This window comes from Olivibacter sp. CPCC 100613 (assembly GCF_036959255.1).
GTDB lineage: Bacteria > Bacteroidota > Bacteroidia > Sphingobacteriales > Sphingobacteriaceae > Olivibacter.
The window spans coordinates 384,151-410,446 of record NZ_JAWMTI010000002.1; the positions used below are offsets into that span (position 1 = coordinate 384,151).

At 41.0% G+C, this 26,296-nt stretch carries 20 protein-coding genes; 5 read left to right on the forward strand and 15 right to left on the reverse strand.

The window, feature by feature from the left end:
• Window positions 1-43: 43 nt before the first annotated feature.
• A complete protein-coding gene (locus RYH73_RS08050) occupies window positions 44-430 on the reverse strand; it encodes a DUF805 domain-containing protein (RefSeq protein ID WP_335312903.1) in 387 nt (128 codons plus the stop codon).
• 888 nt (window positions 431-1,318) lie between these two features.
• A complete protein-coding gene (locus RYH73_RS08055; RefSeq protein ID WP_335312904.1) occupies window positions 1,319-2,233 on the reverse strand; it encodes an Rpn family recombination-promoting nuclease/putative transposase in 915 nt (304 codons plus the stop codon).
• A 308-nt stretch (window positions 2,234-2,541) separates the two neighbouring features.
• Here RYH73_RS08055 and RYH73_RS08060 point away from each other — a divergent pair, with 308 nt between their 5' ends.
• Complete coding sequence (locus RYH73_RS08060) at window positions 2,542-5,058, forward strand: hypothetical protein (RefSeq protein ID WP_335312905.1); 2,517 nt, start codon at window positions 2,542-2,544, stop codon at window positions 5,056-5,058.
• Between the two features lie 549 nt (window positions 5,059-5,607).
• On the forward strand, window positions 5,608-7,116 hold the full coding sequence (locus RYH73_RS08065) for a TlpA family protein disulfide reductase (protein ID WP_335312906.1): 1,509 nt from the start codon (window positions 5,608-5,610) through the stop codon (window positions 7,114-7,116).
• 20 nt (window positions 7,117-7,136) lie between these two features.
• On the opposite strand, the gene RYH73_RS08070 is transcribed toward RYH73_RS08065, so the two are convergent.
• The gene (locus tag RYH73_RS08070; RefSeq protein WP_335312907.1) at window positions 7,137-7,397 is read right to left on the reverse strand and encodes a hypothetical protein; all 261 of its coding nucleotides are present in this window, start codon (window positions 7,395-7,397) and stop codon (window positions 7,137-7,139) included.
• 274 nt (window positions 7,398-7,671) lie between these two features.
• Entirely contained in the window at window positions 7,672-7,932 is a 261-nt protein-coding gene (locus RYH73_RS08075; RefSeq protein WP_335312907.1) for a hypothetical protein, read from the reverse strand.
• An 827-nt stretch (window positions 7,933-8,759) separates the two neighbouring features.
• Here RYH73_RS08075 and RYH73_RS08080 point away from each other — a divergent pair.
• On the forward strand, window positions 8,760-9,554 hold the full coding sequence (locus RYH73_RS08080; protein WP_335312908.1) for an SDR family NAD(P)-dependent oxidoreductase: 795 nt from the start codon (window positions 8,760-8,762) through the stop codon (window positions 9,552-9,554).
• A gap of 17 nt (window positions 9,555-9,571) precedes the next feature.
• Window positions 9,572-10,483, forward strand: coding sequence for a helix-turn-helix domain-containing protein (locus tag RYH73_RS08085; protein WP_335312909.1), 912 nt, complete (start codon window positions 9,572-9,574; stop codon window positions 10,481-10,483).
• A gap of 282 nt (window positions 10,484-10,765) precedes the next feature.
• Here the strand turns inward: RYH73_RS08085 and RYH73_RS08090 are convergent, their stop codons facing one another.
• The 7 genes from RYH73_RS08090 to RYH73_RS08120 form a co-directional block, all read right to left on the reverse strand.
• Window positions 10,766-11,692, reverse strand: coding sequence for a hypothetical protein (locus RYH73_RS08090; RefSeq protein WP_335312910.1), 927 nt, complete (start codon window positions 11,690-11,692; stop codon window positions 10,766-10,768).
• 866 nt (window positions 11,693-12,558) lie between these two features.
• Window positions 12,559-13,935 carry a DUF3748 domain-containing protein gene (locus RYH73_RS08095; RefSeq protein ID WP_335312911.1) on the reverse strand — a complete coding sequence of 459 codons (1,377 nt, stop codon included), beginning with the start codon at window positions 13,933-13,935 and terminating at the stop codon, window positions 12,559-12,561.
• Between the two features lie 3 nt (window positions 13,936-13,938).
• Window positions 13,939-15,120 carry a sialidase family protein gene (locus RYH73_RS08100; RefSeq protein ID WP_335312912.1) on the reverse strand — a complete coding sequence of 394 codons (1,182 nt, stop codon included), beginning with the start codon at window positions 15,118-15,120 and terminating at the stop codon, window positions 13,939-13,941.
• A gap of 11 nt (window positions 15,121-15,131) precedes the next feature.
• Window positions 15,132-16,601, reverse strand: coding sequence for a RagB/SusD family nutrient uptake outer membrane protein (locus RYH73_RS08105; protein ID WP_335312913.1), 1,470 nt, complete (start codon window positions 16,599-16,601; stop codon window positions 15,132-15,134).
• A gap of 4 nt (window positions 16,602-16,605) precedes the next feature.
• Complete coding sequence (locus RYH73_RS08110) at window positions 16,606-19,671, reverse strand: SusC/RagA family TonB-linked outer membrane protein (RefSeq protein WP_335312914.1); 3,066 nt, start codon at window positions 19,669-19,671, stop codon at window positions 16,606-16,608.
• 79 nt (window positions 19,672-19,750) lie between these two features.
• Window positions 19,751-20,689, reverse strand: coding sequence for a dihydrodipicolinate synthase family protein (locus RYH73_RS08115; protein WP_335312915.1), 939 nt, complete (start codon window positions 20,687-20,689; stop codon window positions 19,751-19,753).
• Between the two features lie 27 nt (window positions 20,690-20,716).
• Window positions 20,717-22,282 (reverse strand): sodium:solute symporter, encoded by a 1,566-nt coding sequence (locus RYH73_RS08120; RefSeq protein WP_335312916.1) that lies wholly within the window; start codon window positions 22,280-22,282, stop codon window positions 20,717-20,719.
• 386 nt (window positions 22,283-22,668) lie between these two features.
• Between RYH73_RS08120 and RYH73_RS08125 the strand changes: the two genes are divergently transcribed.
• Window positions 22,669-23,511, forward strand: coding sequence for an AraC family transcriptional regulator (locus RYH73_RS08125; protein ID WP_335312917.1), 843 nt, complete (start codon window positions 22,669-22,671; stop codon window positions 23,509-23,511).
• Between the two features lie 99 nt (window positions 23,512-23,610).
• On the opposite strand, the gene RYH73_RS08130 is transcribed toward RYH73_RS08125, so the two are convergent.
• From RYH73_RS08130 to RYH73_RS08145, 4 genes are all read right to left on the reverse strand, one after another.
• Entirely contained in the window at window positions 23,611-23,814 is a 204-nt protein-coding gene (locus RYH73_RS08130; protein ID WP_335312918.1) for a hypothetical protein, read from the reverse strand.
• A 107-nt stretch (window positions 23,815-23,921) separates the two neighbouring features.
• On the reverse strand, window positions 23,922-24,464 hold the full coding sequence (locus tag RYH73_RS08135) for a dihydrofolate reductase family protein (RefSeq protein WP_335312919.1): 543 nt from the start codon (window positions 24,462-24,464) through the stop codon (window positions 23,922-23,924).
• 73 nt (window positions 24,465-24,537) lie between these two features.
• Window positions 24,538-25,272 (reverse strand): helix-turn-helix domain-containing protein, encoded by a 735-nt coding sequence (locus RYH73_RS08140; protein ID WP_335312920.1) that lies wholly within the window; start codon window positions 25,270-25,272, stop codon window positions 24,538-24,540.
• Entirely contained in the window at window positions 25,244-26,032 is a 789-nt protein-coding gene (locus RYH73_RS08145) for a hypothetical protein (RefSeq protein ID WP_335312921.1), read from the reverse strand. The genes RYH73_RS08140 and RYH73_RS08145 overlap by 29 nt, the downstream gene beginning before the upstream one ends.
• Window positions 26,033-26,296: the final 264 nt, after the last annotated feature.

The following is a 26,296-nucleotide window of genomic DNA, read 5'->3' on the forward strand; positions in this document are numbered from 1 at the left end:
TGGTTATTAGTTATTGGTTATTCGCTCTAGCGTGCATAGCCGCTTATGTATTTAAATGATTTTCATCTGGAGTATTCGCTATTTCTGGCTTTACATATTGTAGGACGTCTTCCTCCTCGTCGTTGTCTTTAGGATCATTACCATATTTGTTTTTCCCCTTCCGCCCAGCAGCGAAGATTAGCCAAAGGATATAAAACGGTATGAGCTGAAACCATCCGCTATTACCCACATCATGACAGCGTTTTGCCCCTTGGGCCCATAAGAACCAAAGCAAGGGAATAATAAGTAGAATTTCAGCCACGATAGAAACTCCCTCACTTCCTTCAAACATCGCTCCTAACACATAGGCCGAAAAACAAAAAGTTAGATAGCTTAATCCGTATTCCGTTCGGCGAATACGCCCTTCAAATGAAAATGGTGATTTGAACATATTTAGTTATTCGTTGTTAGTTGTTGGTTCTTAGGCGCGCATATCCACAGAGCCTATTTTTAGGTTGTTAGTTGTTCGTGTCTCACACGAAGCCATTACATTTTCAATTATTGTTTTTTGTTCTGATTCTATAGGTTATAGAAATGCTGCATTCCTATTCCATTGGTTGATTTTGTTGGTTCAGCTTGTTTAATGTTTTAGTTTGACTTTGTCTTTTTTCTTTTGGACCGCCAAAAGAAACAAAACCAAGGAGCATTGCGACGCGCTCATGAACTCCTTTAATTTCGATCTCTTGTGAATAACCTCGCGACTTGACCTGCTTTAGCAAGCTTTATTGCCTATAAAAACAAACAAGACAATAAAAAATCTTCTTTGAACGGCTCTGCTGTTACTTAGCCTCTACTACCCGAACATTTCGAGGTCGCTTTTTTCCTTATTGAAGGGTTATTCCTTCGACTATTGATAGCTAATTTTAGTTTTCTGACTTTGGTTTAGTTTGTTTATGTTTTAGTTTGACTATGGAAAGTTAGAAAAAGATTTTTTGATTTCACAAATCAAAATGAAAAAGTGAGAACAATCATATTTCTTAACTTGTACATTGATTCGATTTTTCTCCAAATTTTACGATTACCACAGAAAACAGGAAACTATTTTCACGAATTGTGTTCTGGATTATATGAAAGTGAATAGAAGATCAACTTTCTGTAGGAGCATTTGGAGTTTGGTTTTTATTGAGAATATAGAGAGGAATTTCTTCACATGTTCCTTAAGCCACCACAAGCCTAAATCATTTTAACGCTCATTTCATAAGGCCGACCTTACCATTGCACGAGAACAAAAAAGCCATGCACAAAAAAGTGCATGGCTTCTAAACTTATGCTGTATACTCTATAGCTTTTCAACTACTTCCAAAGGCAGCTTCAGGCTTTTGGCAATTTGCTCATTGCTTAAAAGTCCCGTTTCTTTTAAAGATTTAGCTGAATCCAGCTTCTCTTGACCTGCCTTTGCACGTTCTTTTTCTGTAGCCGCTTTTGTAGCCACTTTTGCGGCTTCTTTTGCGGCTTCTTTTATTGCGTAATCAAAGGCATTCTGGGTATCCCATTTTGCCTTTAGGCTCGCTTCGTACGCCATACGTTCCTCCTTGTTCAATTTTGACACTGTTCCTATCTTAAAGATAAGTTTAAAAACCCGCTTATCCAAAAACTTGGGGACCTTGTCCATATTGCTCATATGCTTAAGCAGATAGAACCATTTATCCCTTTCGCTTTCCAGTTCATCCCCTTGTTTTACAAAGTTAGGCAACTCAATGAATTTAAAGCCCAGCTTTTTGTAAAAAATTTCGCCTGTGCTCGTATTGCAAAGGGCGATGTCATGAAAGTAGCGGCTTCGCTGCTTCTCTTCCATACGAAATTCTAAAAAGGCAATCAGGAAAACATTGGGAAGCTGGTAGCTGTTGAAAGCCTTCCCCTTCGGCAACTGACGTTGTATTAAACGTGAGGTGTAATAAAGCGCTCTGTCCTTAAAATACTCCTGCCGAATCCGTTGCATTTCGATTATAAAGTATTCGCCGTTGCTTCCTCTGCAATGCAGATCGAAGATTACCCTTTTATCTGCTTCGCCGTCTCCGTCATGCTCGTTGGGGCCATATTCAAGTTCTTCAATATGTCTCTCCCCTTCAAAAAGATCATTCAGAAATTCAATCAGGATTTCTTTGTTGGGCTCACTGCCGAAGTAATGTCGGAATCCAAAGTCACTCAAAGGATCGATAAATTTCCCGGGTTTGGGATAGTTTATTTCGGTCATCGGTAATAGATTTGGTTTGAGGCCAAGATACAGAAAATAATCTTAGTATACTAATATTTTTAGTAAAAACAATAGTATATTACTTGAACAATTCACAAAATGTGATGAGGTTTTCTGCTGTTCCGTCGGGATATGACAACTGTCTTTAGGTTCATCCTATAGAACCGTGCTGCGAGATAATTAAATTTTAGTGATGTTTCTTTTAAAATTATAGTCATATTTTTTATTTATATCAGAGAAAATTTGAGATAAAAAATTCGTTTGTTATTTTTAATAACAAATTCTTTTCACCATTAATATAAACTGATATGAATGCTCCTGTTTTCGCAAATCAATACTTTGATGGAACTTACGATCCTACTCAAGGCACTGTATACAGAACAAACAATGTGCTTTCGAACTTGCTTGACGACTTTACAGGCGAAGAAATTCAGTTTAAAAAAGTTTCGAGTACTTCCGGAATCACACCTGATGGTATAATTTACAGAGAATTAACCACACAGGAGTTTGGAACAGAGGTATTTAAAAGGATTTTTGCAGGCGGCATAAGTGTTTTGTGGTTCGGAGCTGTTGGCGACAATAACACGGACGATACGAATGCTATCCAATTGGCAGCCGATACGGTATTCGCCGTCAGATATATTTCCAGTTTAGGGCCTAATATAACATTGGTTTTCCCTGCAGGTTATTTGTTTAAAACGATGGATACTGTCTTTATCCCGGCAAATATCAATGTGGATATGCAGGTCAGAATTAATTATCATGGACCGAAAGATCGACCGGCCATTGTAGTGGGCAATGCAGGTACGGCTAGCATGAATGCTACTTTAAATTTATCCGTTGCCAATGTTCCTCGCGATGAAGGGAATTGGATAAACCCTGATCATACAGGGATTCGACTTTTAAACCAAGCTGCAAATATAATTACGATTACAACCAGTGATGGTTTCTATAAAGGCGTTGAATGTGTAGGCGATGCCGCGGGCTTTGCATATAATAGTTTATTTTTAAAACGAATTAATGCAAATAGATATGGCGTCTATCTTGATTTCGGGAATAATGGTTGGTGTAATGAAAATAAATTTTATGGTGGAAGATTTTCCACCGAAAGTGGATTCGCTGAAGGCCAAACAAGAATAGGCGCAAGAATAACAGGTAACGACAACATTTTTTACTCGCCTTCCTTTGAGCTGAATTGGCTGGTATCCCGACCAGGTTTTTCGTATGCAGCAATTATGGACGATGCTTCCGATTGTCGGATTTTTCATTGTAGAAACGAGGGGAATTCCTCAAAGAACTCAAGTACACCGGCTGCAGCTTTTATTTTAAATGGTGCATCTAAAGGAAATATCATTGAAACCGCTTATGCATACGATCGGCAACGGGCGAAAGAGGCGAATGCTTTTGAAGATAATAGCGACACCAAACAGAATGTTTACCGTAGTGTGCAGAATATGTATACAGAGGTCCAGTTTGGAACCGTTATGTTTGATAGTGGAAATTTAGCCGAAAAGGTAAGTAGATATGCAGGTGCGGACCAGATTATGATACCTAACATTCTTTTTGCTTTCTTCGACAATAGTACGGTATCCACCATCAGCCCTTCCGGCTTCAGCGCAGAAGTATTAAATAAAAACGGCGGCGCTTACGTGGAGCTATTGCGCACAGGTTTCGCCGTTAAATTAGACACGACACTTAGCAAAAAATTTGCGATTATACGAAGCGGCATAGAAGGTAGAGGCGGACGAGTCGGTGTCAAATGTTACGATGAAAACGGTGTAAACATTACTTCGGAATCAGACTGGCAAATTGATGCGCAAGCAGGTTATGATAGCAACAATCAATTGTTTGCATGGAGTACAAATTATGGTGGATGCTACCTAACGGGCACACCTACTCCAGCGTCAACACCTGTTTACTTTTCCATAAAGGCAGCGGTTAAAAGTGTACACATTATAATTGGCAATCCGAGTGGTTACACTTCGTTAAAATCGTTCAAGGTTTTGTCCTTAGAGAATGAGGCAAAGAACGCTAGCGCTTACTATTCGCCGACGTACAATGATCAGCTAAGCAGAGTAAATGGTATACCGGAGGTTGGCACCCATGTAACCGGGAAATTATTATTCGAGCGGCTACCTTCGTTGGGACGTCCACTTATCCATATTTGTTCTGGCTTTGGTACAGCCCATTCTTTAACCGATACGGGCAATGTTACCGCAGGAGATAGGTTCATAACGAATTTGACCAATGTCTCTCAGTTTAATGTAGGCGACTTCTTGGAGATCGAACACGCAACGGGGCCTCAATATATAATTGAGCGTATAGATATCGCAAATGGCTCTATTCAGCTCAACACGAGCACAGGCTTAGTTACCGGAACAGCGCTACCAATTAAAAACCATCCACCTACTTTTCAGTCAATCGGCCTCACTGGAGTCAATTTCTCGGGCTATGCCTCTCCCGAAGGGATCATTAAAGCATCGATTGGTTCCACTTATCAACAACTTGGCAATATCGGTGGGAGTTCTTTATGGATAAAGCTATCAGGCAATGACAATACTGGATGGGTGGAAACACAGATTGCTCGATCCGGTTTCACATCACAAAGACCGAGCAATCCTTCTGTTGGATTCATGTTTTTCAATCTTTCAGCAAGTGATTCGGGACCGGAATGGTGGGACGGAACAAAATGGGTTCGGGCACATAATCTGGCATCTGAGAACCGTGCAGGTGTTGTGCGTCAAGCCGCATCGCTTGATCCGGCTACAGCAACGGCCGCTGATATCATAAATGCTCTGAAAATAGCTGGTATGATGGCACTGTAAAGTACTGTCAAGACAAGTATTGAATAATCAGAAGAGCTTCAATGTTCATTGATGATACTGTTATAGAACAATCGTATTCTTGTTTTTTTTTGGCTAGTCAACAATTTATATTCCAAAGGGGATCATGAAAGACTCCTTTTTTAAACCCATCATATTGAGCGATAACTTCGAGCTGCATGAAGTCTCTTCATTTTCTCTTCCTGTTTTTTTATGGACCTAAAAAATCTTCGAATTAGTTTGCGGAGCTTACTTCCTCCGGCTTCCTCTGAAGTCGATTTAATTTTGCAAGTTGAATCACTTGCATTTGAAGTGGGATCACCTAAATTGAACAGCCAGTCACCACTCTTTTCGTAGAAATCGTTTATACTTTTCATAATCTAAAATCAGACCTCTAAATAACAAGTAATTAGACAAATATAAGATATTCCGAATATACTTATTGTTATCTTTCTTATATTGGTATATATTTGGTATTAACCAGTTAAAGTTGATTAAACAGCTTCGTTTGATAAAAACTTAAATATTCATCGGAGCACAAATAAACTCGTCATGAAAATCTTCCGGTTTATCTTGCCCGCTATGGTACTGATTGCGAGCTCCTGCTTTTCGCAACCAGCGCCAACAATACTTTCTGTATCCTTAAAACCTAGTGGGAGTATTCCGTTCAATTTTTTCGACGTATATGGGCAACAATTGCATTTTAAAAATAATACGAACAAAGATACCGTCATCACCAAGAAAGTATTAATTGACAAACCAAAGTTTCTGTACTATGGAAACTTTTTAGTACTCCCAAAGGGACCAGTATTCCTTACTTATCCAGTTCTGTTAATTCCCGGAGATACTATACTATTGAAGCAAGGAGAAGACAATGCCATTGTCGTGCAACGTAGTTCTGGGTATCCAAACTTTATTGACAGTTTGATCTCTATACCCGAAGACTTTTATTTGCATAACCTCGAACAACAACAAACGCTTCTTAAAACCGTCGGCCTTGCGGGAATGATACAACAAATAGAAAACTCTTTTAGAAAAAATGAAGTTTCTATCTGCAACTTGAATTTACCCGATATGCAGGCCGAAATACTGAGGAAAATGAACAGTAGTATCAAGTATACCGCTACCGCCCATTTGCTGGTAGATCCTACAGTTAGTATTTCAAGCACGACAGATAGCCTGTACAATGATATGTATCGGCATGTGAATGAAATCCGTTCTCTAAATGCGCTAAATAACACCAATATTTATCGCGCAATTATCGCTTACAACGCGAAAAAGCGAAATCGAAAACTAGATTACAATGACGTTTGGGCGTGTGTCGCAGGCGCAGATGAACAGGTAAAACAAACAGATTTTTATAAGGATTATATAACGACAATGGTGGCAGAGGGATTTGTCTATGCGCCGGAGAAGATACAAGAAATCAATCAGGCACTAAAAGGTATACGAATGCAGGATCCGTATCTCGACACAATGTATCAACTGACGAACATTTTATCGGAAACCGTTACCGATTTTAAAAGAGCAAAGCAGCAATTAAAGTCATTTGCTAACGGCCGTTATAGCTACATCATCGAAAACGATGAAAATTCAGCTAATCATGAAAAGAAATCAATAACACACCTTGCAGCCGTCGACTTGTACAATTTTGCAGGAAATCAATCTGATTTTAAACAAATAATAACGAATACCAACTATAAATTAACTTTAATAGATTTCTGGGCCAGCTGGTGCATACCCTGTATTAACGAAATGCCTGCACTAAAGAAGGTTGAGAACAAGCTCAAAGATAAGCCAATTCAATTTGTAGCCATTAGCATCGATAAAGAAGAAGACGTTGGTAAGTGGATTGACGCTGCGAAAAGGAACAAAATTTTCCATAAACCTTCTCAGTATAGACTAGCAAACTTTAAGCAGTCGCCTTTAACTAAGTTAATTAATCTCAAAAATATCCCACGTTATTTAGTTATTGATAATAAAGGGAATATATTGGATGATGATTTTTATAGGCCCAGCGACGATCGTTTTGAGTTGGCATTATTAAAGTATTTGAATTAGATAAAACTAAGCTGTATACTCTATAGCTTTTCAACTACTTCCAAAGGCAGCTTCAGGCTTTTGGCAATTTGCTCGTTGCTTAAAAGTCCTGTTTCTTTTAAAAATTTAGCTGAATCCAGCTTCTCTTGATCTGCCTTTGCACGTTCTTTTTCTGTAGCCGCTTTTGTAGCCGCTTTTGCGGCTTCTTTTGCGGCTTCTTTTATTGCGTAATCAAAGGCATTCTGGGTATCCCATTTTGCCTTTAGGCTCGCTTCGTAAGGAAATGATTTTACTTTTGTCATGATACAAAAGTAACAAAAGATCTAGGCTGTATGAACTTCGCTAAATGATTCAGCTCCTTCACGCAATCCTGTTGAGCCGCTCTACCCCGCTAACCCCTACTTCGCTTCTTAACATGATTTTTAGGCCCCAACAAAGCTAAATCATTTTAAAGCTCATTTCATAAGGCCGTCATTGCCATTGCACGAGAGCCCCGTTCGGGTCTGACGATATCCTAAACAAAAAAGCCATGCACGTTTTTTTTTGTGCATGGCTTCTAAACTTATGCTGTATACTCTATAGCTTTTCAACTACTTCCAAAGGCAGCTTCAGGCTTTTGGCAATTTGCTCGTTGCTTAAAAGTCCTGTTTCTTTTAAAAATTTAGCTGAATCCAGCTTCTCTTGATCTGCCTTTGCACGTTCTTTTTCTGTAGCCGCTTTTGTAGCCGCTTTTGCGGCTTCTTTTGCGGCTTCTTTTATTGCGTAATCAAAGGCATTCTGGGTATCCCATTTTGCCTTTAGGCTCGCTTCGTAAGGAAATGATTTTACTTTTGTCATGATACAAAAGTAACAAAAGATCTAGGCTGTATGAACTTCGCTAAATGATTCAGCTCCTTCACGCAATCCTGTTGAGCCGCTCTACCCCGCTAACCCCTACTTCGCTTCTTAACATGATTTTTAGGCCCCAACAAAGCTAAATCATTTTAAAGCTCATTTCATAAGGCCGTCATTGCCATTGCACGAGAGCCCCGTTCGGGTCTGACGATATCCTAAACAAAAAAGCCATGCACGTTTTTTTTTGTGCATGGCTTCTAAACTTATGCTGTATACTCTATAGCTTTTCAACTACTTCCAAAGGCAGCTTCAGGCTTTTGGCAATTTGCTCGTTGCTTAAAAGTCCTGTTTCTTTTAAAAATTTAGCTGAATCCAGCTTCTCTTGATCTGCCTTTGCACGTTCTTTTTCTGTAGCCGATTTACTAATATTTTTAGCATAAAATATTCTTTTATTTCAAATAACAAAATGAAAAAGTGAAACAATCATATTCCTTAGCCTGTACATTGATTCGATTTTTCTCTAAATTTCACATTGCTAAATAGAGCATGAAACTGTTTCACGAATTGGATCTCGGTTATATGAAAGTGAATAGAAGACAACTTTCTGCGGGAGCGCCTGTAGTTTTGATTCTTTAGTCTAACATATTATCGAAAAACTAGTCTAGAAACCGAAGTATTTCTTCGACGGCTTTCCAGTTCTTTTTAAACTTTTTCTTGCTTTCATCGTGTAAAAACAATAGCCGCCCCGACATTTAAATACAACATGCCGACATTTGAACACTTTTAATTTTTCAAACAGTCGCAATTTTGCCACATAAAATTTGAAGAAGATGGAAGTAATATTGATTACGGGTGCAACAAGCGGAATTGGTGAAGCATTAGCATACCGACTAGCAAAGAAAAAACACAATTTGCTTTTGGTTGCACGAAATGAACAAAAACTGAAACAGCAATGCGAACAACTATCAAACCAAAACGGAATTACAGCAAGTTACATTGTTGCAGATTTGAGCAAACCCGAAACCGCATATTATGTTTTTGAAGAGGCTAAAAAGAGAAACTTGTCGGTAAACGTTCTGGTGAATAATGCAGGAATTGGTTCAAGTGGAGAGTTTGTAAACAACAATTTGCAGTCCGAGTTAGAAATGTTGCAATTAAATAATTCTTCATTGGTTGCACTTTGTCATCTTTTCCTGCCCGAAATGAAAAACAACAAAAACGGAACTATTATAAATGTCGGTTCTATGGCTTCCTTTTTCCCAAGTCCATATATGAGTGTTTATGCGGCTTCCAAAATGTTTGTACGTTCATTTACCCAGGCATTGACCGAAGAATGCAAACCTTATGGAGTAAATGTAATGCTGTTTTGTCCGGGATTTACGAGTTCCAATTTTATGAATACTGCCGCCAACAATAATGAATGGGGAAAAATACTTGTAAAAGGTGCGTATACACAGACATCTGAACAAGTTGCCGCAGAAATGATAAAAGCATTGGAAAAGAAAAAAACATTTCATGTTTCAGGATTTCAAAATGCAATGTTAGCAAAAATAGGGTCTTTAATTCCATACTCTACTATTACGAGCGTTTTTGCTCAACGAAAAAGAAAAGAAATGGGATTGTAATTCATAAATTTGAACTTATGAACAAGCAGGAAGTTGCAACGGTAAATATTCGGTCATTGGCACAACAACATCAGCTATTGGGTTTAGCGAAACCGAAACATCCTTTGTTTAGTTTACTGCGATTTGAAGATTTCCCAAAAAATGAAGTGGAACAACGCACAAAATTAGTTTCGGATTTATATCAGATCACGCTTAAAAAAGATTGCCCTTGCAAAACGCAATACGGGCAAACGCAATACGATTTTGACGAGGGGGTCATGTCTTTCTTTTCTCCGAAGCAAGTGAACATTTTAGAAGTAGGCAATTTTATTCCGCAAACGGGTTGGTTGCTGTCCGTACATCCCGATTTTTTGAGAGGTTATCCCTTATCGCAAAAGACAAAAACGTATGACTTTTTTCATTATGCTGTTAACGAAGCATTGATATTGTCAGATGAAGAACAAAAGTCCATTGAAGCCATTTTTTTACAGATAGAAAAAGAAACAAGCTTACCGATAGACAAATTTAGTCAGGATGTAATTATTTCAAACATCGATTTATTGCTTACGTACTGCAATCGTTACTATCATAGACAGTTCATTACGCGAAAACAAAATAGTAGTGAACTTTTAAGCAAATTTGAAAACTTGCTAAATGCTTATTTTGCGGAAACGGAAAACGGTTTACCGACTGTAAACTATTTCGCTTCTAAACTTAATTTATCACCAAAGTATTTGAGCGATTGTTTAAAACAACTCACCGGTCAAACCGCACAACAGCACATTCACGACAAATTGATTGAAAATGCAAAAGAAAAACTGACAAGCACCGGACTTTCAGTAAGCGAAATAGCGTATCAATTGGGTTTTGATTATCCGCAATCGTTCAGTAAATTATTTAAACAAAAAACCGAAATGTCGCCTTTAGCGTTCCGGCAAAACTTTAACTGATAATTACTTCAAATACCACGCGCTCGTGAATACGCATTCCTCGGATTCGAAAACCTATAGTTATTGGCTCAGCGCGAATTGTGTTCGGGGTTATTGGAAAGTGAACAGAAGATCAACTTTCTGTAGGAGTGCTGGAAGTTCTTATTATTTTACGCTCATTCCATAAGGCTGTTCTGCGATCGCACGAGAGCCTCGTTTGACTTATCTGTTGTAATTGAACAAAAAAGCCATGCACGTTTTTTTTCGGTGCATGGCTCAAATATGTATGATAAATAGATTAGTCTATTTATTCTTATTATCTAGTTTGGCGCGAATTTTTTGAACGAATTCAATTGAAACATCTGCCGCTTCAGCAGCCTGTTCTATGCTAAAGCCAAATTTTTCCAAGAGATTTGAAATAACCTGACTTTTGCTTTTTTGTTCACCCTTTTGTATTCCTTGTTTTGTTGCCCTGTCGAGCATCAGTTCTTCTATGCCCATAGCTTCGCTCCTTCCTTTAACCGTTTGTATTTGTTTATCAAAAATAACATTATTATACTGATTATCAAAATGTACATAATACTTCAAAAAATTCATTAATGCTCTGATCTTCTTACTGCTAAGCTGTGCCTTCGCCAACTTTCGCAATAGCGTTCCTTTGAATTCCAGCAGATCGCTATCTCTTTTCTCGCTATCCTCCGCCCTATTGCCAACAAAAGCGCTCCTGCCAACCAGTACCGCAAGAGCAAAGGGATTATCACTCTGTAGTAACTCTTGCTCATTAGAATGAGCCAGCTGGTATGTATTGAAGCGATAGGTTAGGCTGGTGCCCTGATAGCCGGTTTCGTATCTATCGGGTCGCTTCACCTTGTATCCGTCCGTAAAAATGGCATAGGCGCTGATACGTTGGTTATATTTGTCCAATATCCTGTAATAATAAGTAAACATCCTTTTGGGAAAATCCTTCTGATACCTTCCCTGTACTTCCACATGGATCAGTACCCATTCCTCCTTCCCTTCCCGAGTGTTTACTCTTGCCAGCTTGTCCACAACTTTTGGTGAAAATTCATCTTCTTCGGGCGGGAATAACTGCTCGAGTTCCTTATCGAGAAAGGCGATACCTTTTTTCAGGTCGTATATCTCATCAGCCTCGGGATGCATGAAACGAAGGAAGTCATCGAAGATCTCTTCCAGTATCCCCTTCCATAACAGATCGTCTTTTTTTGCCATTGATAGGTTCGGCTTTGGTTCTATGGCAAAGATACTGAAAACAGCTGAATATTACTAACATTTTTAGCACAAAACAGTATATTGCTTGAACAGCTACAAAACATGATTAGGTTTTCTGTCAAGAGTTTTATCAATTACGCTTCGCCCTCTTGTTATCCTCCGATCACTAGTAAATATTGTTTGTTGTTAATCTTCACATAACTTGAATTTATCTTTTTAATCATGGAACGTTAAAAAGCATTTTTGATTTCATAATCGGGAAAGATCGTCTTATATTTAAGCAATTAATTGAGCTAAACGGGCTTCAAACTGTCCATTTTGAAATAAGCACTACCAGAACATTAAAATGATAGAAGCTAAAAAAAACAGCACTAATAGTGGCCATAGCATGCTTGCTTAGTAGTTCTGCTTTTTGCCAGAACCAAATTTATAACGAGCGGATTTCTACAACGATTTTAATAGATATGGCATCTGAAAGTAACAAAAGATCTAGGCTGTATGAACTTCGCTAAAGATTCAGCTCCTACACGCAATCCTGTTGAGCCGCTCTACCCGCTAACCCCTACTTCGCTTTTTAACAGGATTTTTAGTCCACCACAGGCTAAAGTTATTATATATCTAACCTCCATTCCGTCTATAGTCTAGTCCGATGGGAGTCCGATAGGTATTGCTTAAAAGGCCGTGTTTTGCGTCTTTTCACGTACCACATAGGGATATCACTAGGATATAGAGTGAAGGAGACAGGAATGAGACACGGATCAAAGTCGGATCTAAGAGCGTCTTTGGAAAGAAAACGAGGCGGTAACCAACTATGGTTACTTTGATTTTATATTTGGTCTTCTCGTCCGGAGTTATTGCACGGGCCATCAGTTGCGCAGCGCGTGTGTTAAAAGAAAAATCTGCAAAAACCGATGATGCCCGGAACCGACGTAGCGGTTATATGCAATATGTTCTCCGTTGTGTGCATATACCGGTGCACCGACAGGTTTTTCTTGGTCTGAAAATCTAGGTGTGATGCGTTGTGTATTGCCAGAAAAGATGTTGGTAATGAACAAGCTATTGTCGGCGGGATAGACAAGCTCTTTACCATTTGGATGTACATTAAAAGGCCCTTGAATGGAAAAATCATTATCGGTTATTTGTCTAATTTCCCCTCCTATTGTGGCTACACTGAACAGCTGAACAAGGCCTTTTCTATCTCGTGCTAGATAAAAGATCAGACTTCCATCCGGCGTGCTCCGCAACCAATGCCTAGGCCCACCAACATGCGCCCCGTGAGTAAGGCGTCGCTGCACAACGCCTAATGGAGTATTAGGAAGCGTTGTTGAGGTGCCTTCCAATGGATAACCGCTACGCGGCTTTTTTAGATCTTCGGGTAAATCGATCACGAATACTTCGGTAAGGGAAACGCCCGATTCATCATAAACATTGCCCTGAAAGGCGATTGCTCGGTGCTGCCGTGAGCCGTCGGCTTTGATATAACCCTTATTGCCTATCCACGTTTCGTCGAATGCACGATCGACTTCATCACTCCCCCACCGGGGATTGGTTATCACCTGTGCCGCTATTACGGAAAAATAGGTTCCGCTATTATTTTCCAGACCTCTATCCTCGTCAACAGACACAATTCCAGGTACCATAACACCTACCGTTCTTAAATCTTGACCAGTCTTACCCGGCTGCTGTTCTGCGAACACCGCATCATTGTATGTAAAGCTGATCATTTTTCCATCACCGCTCCAGCTATGCGCATGTGTGCCTCCTCGTAAGGCACCGGGGGTATAGGGTGCAGTAATATCACGCGCATCCATAAAAATTGGCTTTAGGGGCTGATCGGTCTGGACAGCAACCCCTGTACGCCTGGTAATAGAATAGGGCTTCTCTTTATCAGCATTGCGGATACCGTGAATGAATAGGACTTTGCTCTCGACGGGTGAAAAACTTGCTGCACCGACTCCTGGGCCGAAGGGTGTCTGCCTTTCGGTGCGATAAAGTTCCTTCACCTCAGCACTGTGGATATTGACCATCTCAATACGATCAGTACTTCCAATTTGGGTATCATCGTTCCGTGTATCATAAACTATCCACTCATTATTGGGCGAAAAAACCTGTCCGTTGTGAATAGTGTGCCCATATGAGCCAGAAGTAAGCTGCTTTTCGTTGTAGTGCATATATAAATCGTGTTGCTGTTGGCTTACCAAACCAAATATCCAACTAAAAAGGTATAGGGATGGCTTTAACATAGATTATTGTTTTTGTTTTCTGAAATTTTTGATGCGATGGAATGTCAGGTAGTTGGCATCGTGATTATTGTGCGCACCTCCCTCTCCATCGTTGTAAGCAGTTCTGGATAAGACGATCAGATCGTTGCCGTCAAAGAGCCAGTCTACATATTGGAAACCGTGCGCCTTAACGTCGGGATGCGATAATACGGTGCTGTGTAAAGTCCAGGTACGTAAATCGGGAGAACTGAATAATTGGAGCGTATTACGGATTGTTGCGGGATTTCTCCCTTGGTTTGCCTGTTTTACGCTATCAGGTATGGCATTACTCAAGGTCCAATACAAATCGCTTTTTGGATCCCGTCGAATAGCAAATTTTTTGCTGCCTCCGGGAAAATTGATAAAACCTGAAAGCGTATCAAAACTGGCATGCTTCCCATCTGCACTTATATGCACGATAGCGGCTTTCTCATCAAGGGTAGAGCGATCATCTACGCGTAGGATATCCACTATATTGCCATCGGGAGTGGCCACGGCATTGCCCTCCAGCCAGCCACCGAAATTGCCATGGAGATAGGTAGAGTCGTACAATAGGCTATTGCTAGCGGTCCAGCTACTGGCCTTCAGTAGATCTGCATCTACCGGTGCAGATAACATCATCGCGCCATAGCGTTTACCCCATTGTAAGATGGGTCCATGAGCCGTTTCTATAGCCCGCCAAAGTCGTCCTTTATATTCCATAACGGGCATAGGAGCACAATGATACTGGCCAGCCAATAGTAAACCATTTTCTTTTCCGGTAGGCTGGGTCCAGGTTTCTCCCCCATCGTTGGAGCGACGGATCAGGGCGGTTCCATGATGGCGATCGGGTCCTAAAAGATAGAGCGCCCCACGGTTGACAAAGAGACTTGACCAGAAGGCGCCGCTGATTTCACTGACTTGCTTCCAACTTTTGCCCTTATCTGATGAGCGAAAGACACGCGTGATTGCCTGCACAAATTCTGAACTATTTGGGCCAAAAAAATCGTGAGAGGCAACGTAATCGCCATTCGGTAAAACTGCTAAACTAGGCGAACCTATGTATTGTCCGCTCGATGCGGGGTTATGTGTTACAACCACACCAGGAACTTGATCCATTTTCACTTGGGCCATTGCGTTTATTAAGATCGCTGCACTCAACCCTATTGTTAACAAATATATCTTCATCTTTTTCGGATTTAATAACCTTCGTTCTGAACTAATTTGGGATCGGAATCCATGACCACCTGAGGGATGGGAAAGTGCACATGAAAATCCTTGGCATTGCTTTTTCCTCTGGCCTGTGCCCCGGAAATAAACTGCCCCATACGAATCAAGTCCATCCTGCGATGACCTTCGGCATAGAACTCCCACCCTCTTTCACGCAAGATCTGCTCGCGCAGGCTTTGTTGATCAAAATTACCTTGGTTCAATGCCGCAAGACCTGCACGGGCACGTACTTGGTTGATCAGTGAGATACTCTCGTTATTGGGGCCGGTCAGCTCATTGAGCGCCTCTGCCCGGCACAGCAGAATGTCGGCATAGCGGATGTCTGGAATATCATTACCATGTGACGCTCCCTGCGCGTTGGGATCGGGCCAATATTTAAAACATCGGGTATTATTGTTGTTTAATAAAGAGATGAGCTGTCCTGATTTATCCACGTATTCGCCGATGAGCAGGTTTCGACGCTTATCACCTTCTTCAAAGGAGTTGTAAAAACCATCAAGTATGCGAAATTCATTAGGCCAATTTAACCATGTATTTGCGAACTCAAGGCCTGTTCTAGGATCTTGTTGGAAATTATCAGGAAATGAGACATTCATCCATGAATTTGCCGACGCTCTATTCGAACTTGCAAAAGCAGGTCTCACAAAAATATATTCCGGATTGCGTTCATTTTCTACTTTAAACAAATCTTCGTAATTGGCGAAGAGCTGATAATGATTCAACGCGATAACTTGCTGCGCATAGGACGCGCTCTGCTCCCAATCTTTTATATTGAGATAAAACTTTGCCAAATAGGCCAGCGCCGCACCTTTATTGGCTCTGCCATATTGAGCTTCATCGCCGGGGTTTGGTAAATCGTTTACAACTGCAGTCAACTCACTGGAAATAAAGCTACGCATCTCTTCGTCGGAGGCCTTGGCCAGTTGAAGCTCCTGCTGTGAACTTGTTCTTAAGGGTACGCTCCCAAAAAAGAAGTATAACTTATAGTAATTGATGGCTCGTAGAAAACGAAACTCTGCTGTAGATAGGGCCTTTTCTTCTTCGGACATGTTCGTCACATTCGCTATGTTCTCTAGCCCGATATTGGCGTCGCGAATGGCCTGGTAAGGTGGATCCCAGTTGGTGACGAGAAAATCAACCGTGGGATCCCAAGTGAATTCAATATAGTTGCGGGCATCTCGCTCAACATTATCTCCCGATTGGAACAAGATATCCGTGGTCCATTCTTGGGGTGCAATTACATAGATCGAATTGTTCGAATTCATATTGGCTGTTCGAGCATAGGTATCCGTTAACAAAGATGCAAGGCCCTCTTTGGTATTCAGAAAATTCTCGGGAGCAAGTTGCGAAAATACTTCTTCTTTTAGAAAATCTTTGCAGCCTTGTAGACTTCCCATTGTTATGAACAGCAAACTAGCAATAAATATTGGCTTTTTCATGGTATTAAAAATTTAAGGTTGCACCAAAAAGGTAAGTACGCGGAGCGGGATATGCATTCCAGTCCATCCGGAAATTGGCTCCCCCATTGGGATTTAGCGCCGGATCGAAACCTGTATAATCCGTAATGGTATACAGATTCTGCCCGGAAACGTAAACCGTAGCCCCGGCGATGGGCCCTAACTTAATGGGTAGGTTATAGCTGATACGCACGGTGTTCAAACGTATATAGGATGCATCTTCAACGGTATAATTGTTGACACCCTTTTGCCCCTGTGTATTGGGTGCAACAAAAGACGGATAAACGTTAGAGGGGTTTTGCGGTGTCCACCGATTCAACAAAGGTTCTGCCAGTCGGTTGCGACGCAAATTAGGTGGAAAATACGTATCTACCAGGTTATTATTTAACATACTGACGCCCTGCACGCCCTCAATAAAAATATATAAACCAAATCCCTTGTACTGAAAATTATTAGTTAGTGAATAGGTAAAGTCTGGAAACGATTTACCGATAATAACGCGATCAGCGGCATTGACTGTTTTGTCGCCGTTTACATCGAGGTACTTGAAGTCGCCCGCTTGTACGTTATCCACTGTGGAGGAGAAATCATCATTTTCTTGCCAAATACCGACAATCTGGTAACCATAAAAGGAGTTAAGGGGCTCGCCTTCTTGGATGATAGCCACCTGACTGGTTGAGCCAGCCGACCCGGTGATGATGTTTGGTATACCGCCTAAGCTCTTGACCTTGTTACGAAGGGTTGTAAACATCGCAGTGGTTGTCCACTGAAACGCTCCAACAAGATTACTGGAGGTAATACCGAGCTCCAACCCGCTATTTTGTACGCTGCCGACATTCGTCATCATGGTTGAAAAACCCGATGAGCGGGGCACGGGCAGGTTGAGCAACATATCCTTGGTGTCTTTTTTGTACCAATCGATCGTACCGCTAATGCGGTCTTTAAATAGGCCAAAATCAATCCCAATATTTACCTGTTCGGAACTCTCCCATTTCAAATTCGGATTGGGAATGCGACTGGGTGCAATGCCGATGACCTGCACACCATCCAGTACAGCGGTCCAGCCACTGCTGAGCGTGGATAAAGATTGATAGTTCCCGATTTCCTGATTTCCTGTACGCCCCCAGCTCGCCCTCAATTTCAAGGAGCTAATGCTATTGATCGATTTCATAAAATCTTCCTCCTTAATTTTCCACCCTAAAGCAAAAGAGGGAAAATAACCGAAGCGGTTGTTCTCCCCAAAACGGGAGGAACCATCAGCCCTAAAAGCAGTTGTAAACAGATATTTATCTTTATAGCTATAATTTATTCTCGCTAAATAAGAGAGCAAGCTATTGATCGCCTTGTTACTGGTATTTTGCCGGGTTAAGGGATCACCTAAGTTTAAATTATTGGTCCCCGTAGCATCAGAAGCGAAGCCACGTGCGGAGGCAAAAAAATTGTCGTCAATGAATTTTTGTCCGGTCATGCCGACGACGGCGTTGATTTGGTGTTCGGCAAATGACCGATTATAGGAAAGGGTGGCTTCGCCTAAGTAATTGCTGTTTTTCCCTTGTTCGATGCTACCAATACCTCCGGCAGCCAAACCATCGATGGTACTCCGGTCGACATAGGTATCGGTTCTTTGGCTCACGATATCCCCTCCTACATTTATCTTCGCCTTGAACCCATTTAGAAAATTATATTCAGCATAAGCGGTTCCAAACGTACGGTAACTATTGGAAAAGGCATCCTTACCATTCGCAATGGCCAGTGGATTATCAATATTCATGTTGGGTGATAGGAAATATCGGCCATTATCTGCCCATACGGGTAAGGTTGGATCGTAATTTATGGCAGCATAGATGACGCCTGCACGCTCATTGAGATCAAAGCCATTGGGCACGAAATCATCTTTGGTATAAGACGTATTGATATTAACACCCAGTTTAAAATTTTCCTTAACACGATGCTCCAAGTTCAACCGAGCACTGTAGCGTTTAAATGCCGAATTAATAATCAGTCCATCTTGAGCATAATAATTAAAAGAGGTGTTGAACTGCGTATTTTCATTTCCTCCCGAAAATGATAAGTTATGATTATGCGTTGGCGCATTTTTCCGAAAAACGGATCCCAGCCAATCGGTACCATCATTTGCAGGGGTAGCAACACGATCATTTTCGCTGCCACCGCCCGCGTCTATAATGTCATTCATGACCTGTTGATACTCATCGGCATTTAACAGCTTGATATTATTGGCCACCTGCTGTATGCCCCCATATGCGTCATAAGTAATGCTAAGTCTGCCAGCTTTTCCTTTTTTTGTAGTGATCATCACCACGCCATTTGCCCCCCTCGAACCGTAGATAGCGGTAGCTGAAGCGTCTTTCAATATTTCAATGGATTCAATGTCTGCCGGATTAATGGTATTTAAGGGATTTCGTGGTGCCCTTGAATTGGTAAAATTCTCTCCTCCCCCACTTACCACCGTCGAATTGTCGAGTGGAAGGCCATCGACGACGTAGAGCGGACTATTGCCGGCATTGATAGACCCTGCACCGCGGATATTGACCGAAAAGCCACCACCCGGTTCACCGCTATTTTGTACGACCTGTACACCTGGTGCTTTACCAAAAAACAACTGATCGGCCGAAGCAATTGGTCCCTTATTAAAATCCGCTCTTTTCAAGGCGGTTACCGAACCCGTGATGTCGCTCTTTTTGACTGTACCATAACCTACGACTACAATCTCCTCAAGCTGCGATGCATCTGGGGTTAGCAGGATTTTTAACGCGCTGCGATTATTCAATTTAATTTCTCTGGGTAAATACCCCATGTAACTGACGCTTAAACTGACCTGCAGATTAGGCACCTGCAGGGAAAAATTGCCTTTCTCATCGGTGGAAGCACCGATAGTTGCACCGACTACCTTGACGCTGGCGCCCGGCAACATTTCGCCGCTGAGCTCATTGGCGACGGAACCGCTAATGCGCACCTGTGCGAGCACCTCGTTGATGCACATGAGCAAGAGAACGGTGCTTACAACGACCTTTATCTTTACTATAGTTTTCATGGTTAAATAATTAGTTGGTTAACGTGTTATATCGGATGGTGCTCCCTGCACCGCTATTGCTAGTTTGTTATTATGACTGTCACCCCAGCACTGCAGGAATGTCCAATTGCTCGAACAAAAGTTTCCGCTCGCGCTCAAGTTCTTCCAAACCGTTCTTTACGAGGTCATCCATGTCGGTATGTGCTGTTCTGCAAAAAGTGCCGATGCCTAGACCCCGTTTACGCAAATAAAATTTGGCAATAAGTGGATAATTGGTATGCATGAGGTCCATGTGCTTTATGAAGAACTGCTGTACGCTATTCACCATCGTCTCTTTTTCTTTCTGCGCATAATGCTGGCACAACCAAACCACCAATTCCGGAAAATAATTTCCCTGTATGCACGATAGTCCTGCCGCGCCACTTTGCAAAGAAGCTACCGCATGCGCCATATAGGCATCATAGAGCCCGAAGGCTGCGCAATGTTGGGTGCCTGTTATTTTCTCACGTACCTGCTGTATATCTAAAGAGGTGTCCTTATGATAAATGACGCGACCCGTATCTACAAACTCTGCCAAGAGATTAGGTTGTAGGAGACGCTTGTAGGGCTCGGGGCATTCATAAAAACCGAAAGGTATTCCCTCTGTACGATCAAGCAATTGATAGAAACGCTTGCGAAGTACGTCATCGTCTTCCTCTTTATTGGCCAAAATGCCACTTATCAGGATAATGGCTTCTGTACCCTGGTCATGAAGTTCCTTAATGAAATCCGCCTGTTGGGCAATCGTCCCTCCAAAACTACCTGTAGCTACTACAGGTACTCTTCCATTGGCCGTTCTGACAATATGTTTGGTAACCTGAATGCGTTCTTCTGGTTGCAGGTGGTACATTTCGCTCGACTGGCAATTGGCGAAAAGCCCAGATGCGCCTGCCCGTAAATAGAATTCGGTGAGCTGCGTTAATCCCTCAAAATCAACGGCGCCATTTTCTAAAAAAGGGGTGAGCATTACAGGTACAAATTTTTTCTTTTGCTGGTTCATATAATAAATGGATAAATTGTTAAAGGCCTATATATTTTTACGGGAAAATCTGCGTAAACGGGACAGCAGGCTTCCTATCAGAAAAATGCTGAGTGTGCCCACTACAATGATCATATTTTTATCTAGCGGGCTCTTCAAGAATTCCATATCTTGTGGCAGGTACTCCGAAAAGGTCATCCAGATGATGATGATGATCCCAACAGCGGTTGCAATCGCCGCATCGGCATTGTGTGCATATTTGCTAACCAATCCCAGCAGAAACAAACCTAACATACCGCCGGCAAAAATGCCGGAAAGTATCCACCATAAGTCGAGCACACTGGATATGCCGATCATCGCGATTCCGGCAGACATACCGCACAGACCAACAACGACCGTGGCAATATGTAAGGCACGTAATGTTGTCCGCTCGTTGGTAGGGGCTTTGAAATAGCGTTTATAGATATCTTCAACAAAAACGGTAGCACTGGCATTCATACCGGAACTGATCGTGCTCATAGCGGCTGATAGGATAGCCGAGATGATGATGCCAATGAGGCCGGTGGGTATTTGCGTAACCATGAAATGCGGCATGACCTTATCCCCATAATCCGCAGGTTGCAAAATGGCTGCGAGGCGGGAGATTTCCGTGGCTGTAGCCCCTGATCCTAGACGCTCAGCCGCAGCTTGTAATTTTACAGGCTCGATTAATGCGGGATTAGCTTGATAATACACATATAAGGAAGTGCCTATTAGGAAAAACAGCAGAGAAGTAGGCACATAAATCCAAACACATAACCAAATGGATCGTGCAGCATCTTTGGGTGATTTCGCCGCATGATAACGCTGCACATAGTTTTGATCCATTCCGAAATTATTCAGATTGATAAATACTCCATATAGGAAGATGACCCAAAAAGTGGAATGATTAAAATCAAAATCAAAACTTCCTAAACTGATTTTCTTTTCACTAAGCCCAACCCAATTGATTGTCTCGATGCCTCCATCTATACGATCGATCAGTAAGTAAAGGATGAGCACGGCGCCGAAGGTTTTAATGACACCTTGTACCACTTCTGTCCATATTACAGCTTCTATGCCCCCTAATACGGTGTAGATAATGATGCATATACCGGTGACCGTCATGATAAGTTCCATCGAATAACCCGTAAGCGCTTGTAGGCTTAGCGCTACACCAAAAAATACTGAACCGATACGGGCCAGCTGGGTTAATAGAAAACAGGTGACAGCATAGGTTCTGGCCCATGGTCCAAAGCGTTTCTCTAAATGGGTATAGGCAGAAACCTCACCCGAACGGCGATAAAAGGATACGAAGAAGCGACTGGCGAAAAAGGCAGCTACCGGCATAGACAAACTAAAAACAAAGGCATTCCAATTACTTCCGAAAGCTTTGCCAGGAACCCCTAAAAAGGTATTGCTACTTAGAAAGGTAGCATAGATGGATAGCCCGATCGCCCAGGATGGGATGTTTCCGGAAGCCTTGGTAAACTGATCCGCACGTTGATTCCGAAATGAAAACCAAAAACCAACACCGATCATTGCGATGAGATACAGGCCGATAATACACAGATCCACAATTGGTAACTTATTCATTGGTTTTGCTTGTTAGGTATAATAATTGGTTTACTGGGAACAAAAATGCTAACTTTTTAGCCGTGCCGATTTGCCCTGAATTGCCGAGTTTTTGTACAATTTTATCCTATGTATAATGGACACCTGTGCTTATTGCCGTCTAATGGTATTTACAAGCTGGTTAAAATAATTGCTCAAAGATCAATAAGACCAGAAGCTTGTATAATAAAACCACTTTCTATATGTTTGTGTCGTTATAGGATGTTGACATAAAAGCTAACAGCATTCATACTTAACCAACTATATATCTGTGTAGCAGCGGCTGTCTATCCTAACCTAGATAGCTTATTGTTTAATTGATAGCAAAAGCCAATATGAAACCACATTTTCACAAAGTACCGATACAGATGAGGAGCTCATTTAGTGTTCGACATGATGTACAGCCCAATTTTGGTAATGTTTGGCATTATCACCCTGAGTTGGAATTACATTATGTGGTAAAAGGAGAGGGTACGCGTTTAGTGGGCGATCATGTTGGCAGTTTTCATGCCGGAGAATTACTTCTGTTAGGAGAAAACCTGCCCCATACTTGGCACTGTCAGGAGGACTATTTTGAAAAATATGCAGAAAATTATGTTGAAGCGATTGTAGTACATTTTTCATCTTCTTGTTTAGGACATGAATTCTTGAATCTGCCTGAAACAAATGCCTTAATGCGGTTATTTGAAAAAGCGAAACGGGGCATGCAGATTTTCGGCACCAGCCGCGAGCAATTGAAACAGCTTATGATGCAAGCTGTTATGGCAGAAGACTTACGGAAAGTCATTTTATTATTGGAGATATTAGAGATATTAACCAAAACACAGGAATATCGAAATATCAGTACAACGTTTCCGTTCTTGAAAGCTACAGAGGGAGATATGGTACGAATGAACAGCATCTATAATTACACACTCAACAATTTCACTAAAGACATTTCGCTGAAAGAAATTGCCTCTGTTAGCAATTTGACGATGACCTCGTTTTGTCGGTACTTTAAAATAATGACCAAAAAAACCTATGCCGACTTTTTGAACGAAGTCCGCATTAATCACGCCTGCAAACTGTTATCTGAAAACACTTTACAGATTGATGAGATTTGCTATACCTGTGGCTTCAACAATCTCTCTAATTTTTATCGGCAATTCAAACGCGTTACGCGCTACACACCAAAGGATTTCAGACGACGTTATAATATTTATCTAAGTTAAGCTCCTACTTGATTTTCTATCGAACGCTTTTCTCTCCTTCGAAATAAAAAAGCCATGCATTTCTAAATGCATGGCTTGTAGTATATATTTTTAAAACTATTAATCTAGTTTTTTCTTTTTGTTCAATTGCGCGCGAACCTTTTGAACGAATTCAATTGATACCTTTGCGGCTCTGACGGCTTGCTCATCGGTAAAGCCGAACTCAAGCAATAGATTTTCTACAAACTCTTTACTCTTTTTTTGTTCGCCCTTTTGTATTCCTTCTTTTGTTGCCCTATCGAGCATCAGTTCTTCTATGCCCATAACTTCGCTCCTTCCTTTAACCGTTTGTATTTGTTTATCAAAAATAACGTTATTATTTGGTAAGCCTATACCGGCCCTGTGCAGTTCGTCCCAAAGATAAGTCTATGTTAAAGCAAAACGCTTTTACGCTTGTAATGCAGCTGTGTCAATCCAGTATCAAATGCTTTTGCTGTAATGAATTCCAGTGTTTGTTCAGGTCTTCCGTCTTTAAAAAGTCTTGTTCCGTTTCCTAATAAAACAGGAATAACCGAGATGATAAGCTCATCTACCAAGTTATGCCGCAATAGTTCATTGATTACTTCTGCGCCACCATCGCAATAGATGTTCTTCCCATTTTCTGATTTTAAGCGGTCGACTAATTCGGTTAAGTCGCCTGTATAGAAAATTGTTCTACCGACTTGCGGCCTCTCAGTTTTTGTGATGACATAAACATCCCGCTGTCCGTTGTCGTAGTGAGATGCTCCGATTTCGTGAACTACATAGTCATATGTTTTTCTGCCAATAAGTATGGTATCAATTTGGGACGTAAATTCCGCATAGCCATAATCCTCTCCTTCTTTTTCTACAAGTTTCAAAAAGCTTAAGTCGTCATTGGGCTTCGCAATATAACCATCCAAGCTCATCGCAATGAAAAGTGAAATTTTTCGCATTTGTTTTGAATTTTTAATGTTTCCGCAAATTTAGTTTTACGCTACGATCGGCACTTTGTAAAAATGCGACAAATTAAAGTAATGATGGTGAAAGTCCGGTATTTCGTTTGATTTCATTGCTAAGGTGTGAATGATCATAATAACCGCATTCAAATGCAATAGCTAACAAGCTGTGGTTTTGCTTCGAATCTTTGATTAAAGACAAAGCGTTCTGAAAACGAATAATGTTGGAATATTCTTTTGGTGATAGTCCGATTAACTTTCTAAAATTCCGCTCCAGTTGTCTTACGGTCGTAAAATTTCTTTTCGCCAGATCGTAAATGCTAGTTGTTCCATTTGAGGAATGTATATGATCAATAACAGCATGTAATGGATTGGTTTTGGTTTTTATTCTTTCGGAATAAAAATGGTCAAAATAATTGAATGGATTTTCAAATGCTTTATCAATACGAAATGAATTGGATTTTTCTAATTCGACCGTGTCATTTGTCAATTCGTTTTGCGAAGCATAGCTATAGAAATTAGCAAAAGTTGCCGGTTTTAGGCACACACCAATTAAATGTGTATCGTTATCAATAAAGCTGTCTTTAAAAGAATTCATTGCCCCCACTACATATGTCTTCCCAAATTCCATTGAAAACAACCCGTTATCCGTCAGACATTTATTCCCTAAATTCAGTATAATGCCCGCACAGCCATCCGGAAAAACCCGTTCCCATTGTTTTTCATTTTCAGTCCCCTTCAGTTCCCAATAAAAATGAATGAAGTGCGCTAATTCTTTATAGGGTTTTATTTTTTTGTATTTCATCAAAATAGTTCATCACTTTTTTGTCTGTGTCGTTTTGTAATCTCACCTTGTTGTCAAAAAGTTCCGTCCTTAACTGTCTGTATAACGATACTCCGTTTCTCAAACTATCCAATAAGGACTGCCTATCATAGGTCGGGATCGTGCGTTTTAATTTTTCGAAATCCGCGGATGCTAATGCTGTTTCTACTTTTCTAACACCGCGAGGTAAATTATCATTTTTGATATGGAGCAATGGTCCAAAAACAACCATTCGTAAAAATCCCAGAAAGTCATACGCTTCAAAATATTCTCCCCGTCCTATTTTTAGCAATGCGTAATGGATCCAAGTCCAAAAGCGATCTTCAATCCATTGATAGTCCGGGTAAGGAAACTTCGCTTCTGTGTGCTGCATTGCTCTTTCAAGTTGCCTATCTTTGTCAATCAGCAAAGTTGGAGTTTCGATACGGACTTGAAATTCGTCAAGTGTTAAAAATTTTATATCTACGTGCAAAAGAGGATCGTCATAAAGACAAATTAATAATCTTGGTTCTCCAACGTGCTCGCCCGTGAATCCCGACAAAAAATCCCCTAATCTTTTTGCATAGTCGAGCATACGGTTTCTGTCGTTGGAAATTTTTTGTTTCGTTACCAGAATCAGGTCGAGGTCAGAAAATTCATCTATTTCATTAGTCAGCCACGAACCGGCAACAGCCAAACCGATCACGTTGTCGTCCGGCTCCAAAATATCCTTAGCTTTGTTAGCAAATGCTTGTTGTATCATTTTATCACGGTCATTTCTTCAGATTGCCTGTAACTGATAAATACACGTAATGCGGATTTAAAATAGTTGTCAGCATTAGTTTCAAATTTACAAATAAATTCTTCCGTAATTATTGTTTGCATGCCAAGTGTGTCTTTCAACACCAATCAACATCACCTTTTCCGACCTTTCAAAATACCTTATATTCGATTTCCACAGCTAAATTGAGCTGCTCTTTTTTTGCTTTTCCTGGTATTAAGCGAATCTTTCAAAGTAATAACCATA